This window comes from Propionivibrio sp. (assembly GCF_049316945.1).
In the GTDB taxonomy this organism is placed as follows: domain Bacteria; phylum Pseudomonadota; class Gammaproteobacteria; order Burkholderiales; family Rhodocyclaceae; genus Propionivibrio.
Genome location: NZ_JBMOJE010000296.1, coordinates 1 through 2743 on the forward strand (window position 1 = coordinate 1; position 2743 = coordinate 2743).

The 2743-nt window shown below is 52.5% G+C and carries 1 protein-coding gene and 1 pseudogene; both read right to left on the reverse strand.

Features of this window, described 5'->3' with window-relative positions:
* Positions 1-383: 383 nt before the first annotated feature.
* A complete protein-coding gene (locus ACOYNV_RS27200) occupies positions 384-581 on the reverse strand; it encodes a hypothetical protein (protein WP_422902948.1) in 198 nt (65 codons plus the stop codon).
* Between the two features lie 1385 nt (positions 582-1966).
* Positions 1967-2542, reverse strand: a pseudogene (locus tag ACOYNV_RS27205) (IS481 family transposase); the annotation flags it as partial.
* Positions 2543-2743: the final 201 nt, after the last annotated feature.

Sequence of the window (2743 nt, forward strand, 5' to 3'; positions counted from 1 at the left end):
CGGCATCGAATGCTTTGTGGCCGCAACCAGACAATGCGGAGCAAAAATATGTCATCGGGGTTTGCCGAGGTGTTCATGCGTCAATGCTGTGTTTTTGACTCAGAATGATCCCGTCAATAAACGTAGTCATAGCGGATCATTTTCCAAGGCTAGCGGAGCAATTTGTATCAGTTTGATACGTAGCCCCCTATTGTTATAAGGGGGGGGGCCGTCTAATTGGTGACTTCGAGCAAGGTAATCCGCTCGAGCTTGACCCAACCAAACGAAGCAGGAACATGATTCTGTGACAGTCACAATTTTGCGGGTTAAATGGCATTGAACCTGCCCCGCAGCCGACATGAACGGTTTTCTGGCTGAAATACAGACAAGGCAACTGGGAACCATCAAGCCGCTCCCACCTTGAACTCAGCAACTAGTTTAGAAACCGCATAAATCCGGGTTATTGAATCAAAACAACGATCAATTTTAATAGATTGATAAAAATCTGGTTCAGCAGGAAAAGACATAGCGGTAACAAAATGTTGTTTAGCCATAGCATCTAGCCATTCTTCAAATACATCAAGACCGATATTTAAATTCATGCAACCGACCCCGAAACGCGAACGGCGCAGACTGCCAAGACAGACCGCGCCGCACCCATTAACGAAACGCTTTCTGGAATTCCGCAAGCAGACTAGAAGCGGATAGAAAACGCTGCGATTCTTCAAAACACAACTTGACTTGCATGGTTTCCGCAAGTGTACCCATACAAGGGTACACACTGACTGAACTCTGCAAATGAGCAGCATTGGCTTTTAGCCACGAATCAAACTGGACGAGGGTAGACATTACAGAACCACCCGATAAAACATAGCAAAACAAGGAACATCAAAACCGCGTCCGAATTTGCGCCACCGATTGCAATACATCAATTCAGCAGCTACAGAAAATAGCCGAACCGAATAAACATTATTAAAAGAAGAACCAACAAAAAGCGGCCTCATGAAAACACCCGAGACAACGGACGAGGCAGCGTAGCAGATACAATTATTGGCATACCGCCCCATGAATTAGCCATGCAAATGGTACGAACCAAACCTAAATAGTAATTAGGTCGAATAACCGAACCACCCAAGAGCTTTCTAAAATTGCTCAAACTGACACAATTAATCTCACTCATGAAAACACCCGATACGAAAAGGCGTACCCTTGAAAAATTCAGCGCCATCGTTGTATGAGTGTGATCAGGTAATTTGATGGGCTGATGTACACGTTCAGTGATGGTTGTTTGGCAAAGAATTTAAGCGAAACGGCGTCAGGTTTTCTCCTGAATGGGGCGCATCGCATCGCGCTCGACGGCCAGGCGCGACGCAAACCACGGCCGACGGTACCTTCGTTGCCTGCGGCGTCTGCCATGCCACGTTCGAAACGTTCGCCAGCCTCTTGATGGCGCCACCGCTGCTAAACCCTGGGGCGCTGCCCCAGTCCCCGCATTCGCCATGAGGCAGCCGCCGGGGATAATAAAACCATCCCCGGCAACTACCGATAGCGTCAGCGGCTTCCAGGGCGTCAAGTGGCTTTCGCGGCATAAAACGGGCCGATGACCCCGGCCCATTTATTCCACGACCACTTGACCGTGTCCCTCCTGCAAACTTGCTTGAATTTTGCGGTAGCGGCTGTTGGAGACAGCAGTCGGTGAAGAGTTAGTTTGCATTGAGCACTTACGTTCTGGTCCGAGTTCTATTAATCTGCGGCGCATGCAAACAAAGCTGACCTATCGGCACCGTGTTATCAGCGAAGCTGACGTCGTGTTCATTCGTGCGATCATCGCCGAGCACCCAGAAGCCAGCCGATGGGGTTTATCCAAGAAGTTGTGTGAGGCGTGGAATTGGGTTCAGGCCAATGGCGCGCTGCGCGACATGGTGTGCCGCGGAATGATGCTGATGCTGCATCGCCAGGGCCTGATCGAACTGCCCGCGGTGCGTCAAGTGGTTCGCAATCCGCTGGTGTATCGCAGCCAACCGGTGCTGGTGACCGCGCACAGGATGGCGCCGGTACGCGCATCGACCAGATCGACCCGGGACAGATCCCAGCGCGGATAGCGCAGATCGACGTGTTCAAGGTGCCGATAGCGGGACGGTATCTCGTAACGCGCCCCTTCGAGGCTGATGGTGCCGTCGGAGCGCCGCTGCCGACGTCGCACTTCAATGCGGAAGGCCGCCGCGAGCACGGCACTGGTCGGGCAGGGACGCGCGACGTTCGGACCGGCAAGATAGTGAGCCAGCGGTGTGGCATCGATTTCCGAGTGGCGCGTGCGGTGGTACTCCTGCTCGCACCAGGCTTGCGTCGCCAGATTGAGCGCATCGAGGGTGAGGTTGGGTTCGCCTTCGAGCATGGCCATCAGGCGCCCTTCAACCCGCCCCCAGAAGGATTCCTGCTTGGCGTTTTGATAAGGAGAATAAGGGAGTGTCGTCTGGTGTAGCACGCCCAGTTCGGCCAGGCCGGTGGTTGTTTCCTCGGCCAGCATGGCAGCGCCGTTGTCGGTCATCAGGGCGCGTGGTAATCAGCAGGACAAAATAATGTCAAGGAAACCCAGGAAGCCCAAGCAGGGCTTAGTTAAAAGCCGGATTTCCTCGTGATTATTTTTCAGGTGTCATCCTTGGGATCCCTTCACCAAGGAGATACATCATGACGTTCGCCCAAATAAATAGGGTGCGGCTCTTCTAGCTTGGCGTTATTATTCTTATAGAACAGTCACTTAGCC

Coding starts and splice junctions, on each gene's coding strand:
- ACOYNV_RS27200 (WP_422902948.1), bottom strand. CDS start 581: ATGAATTTAAATATCGGTCTTGATGTATTTGAAGAATGGCTAGATGCT.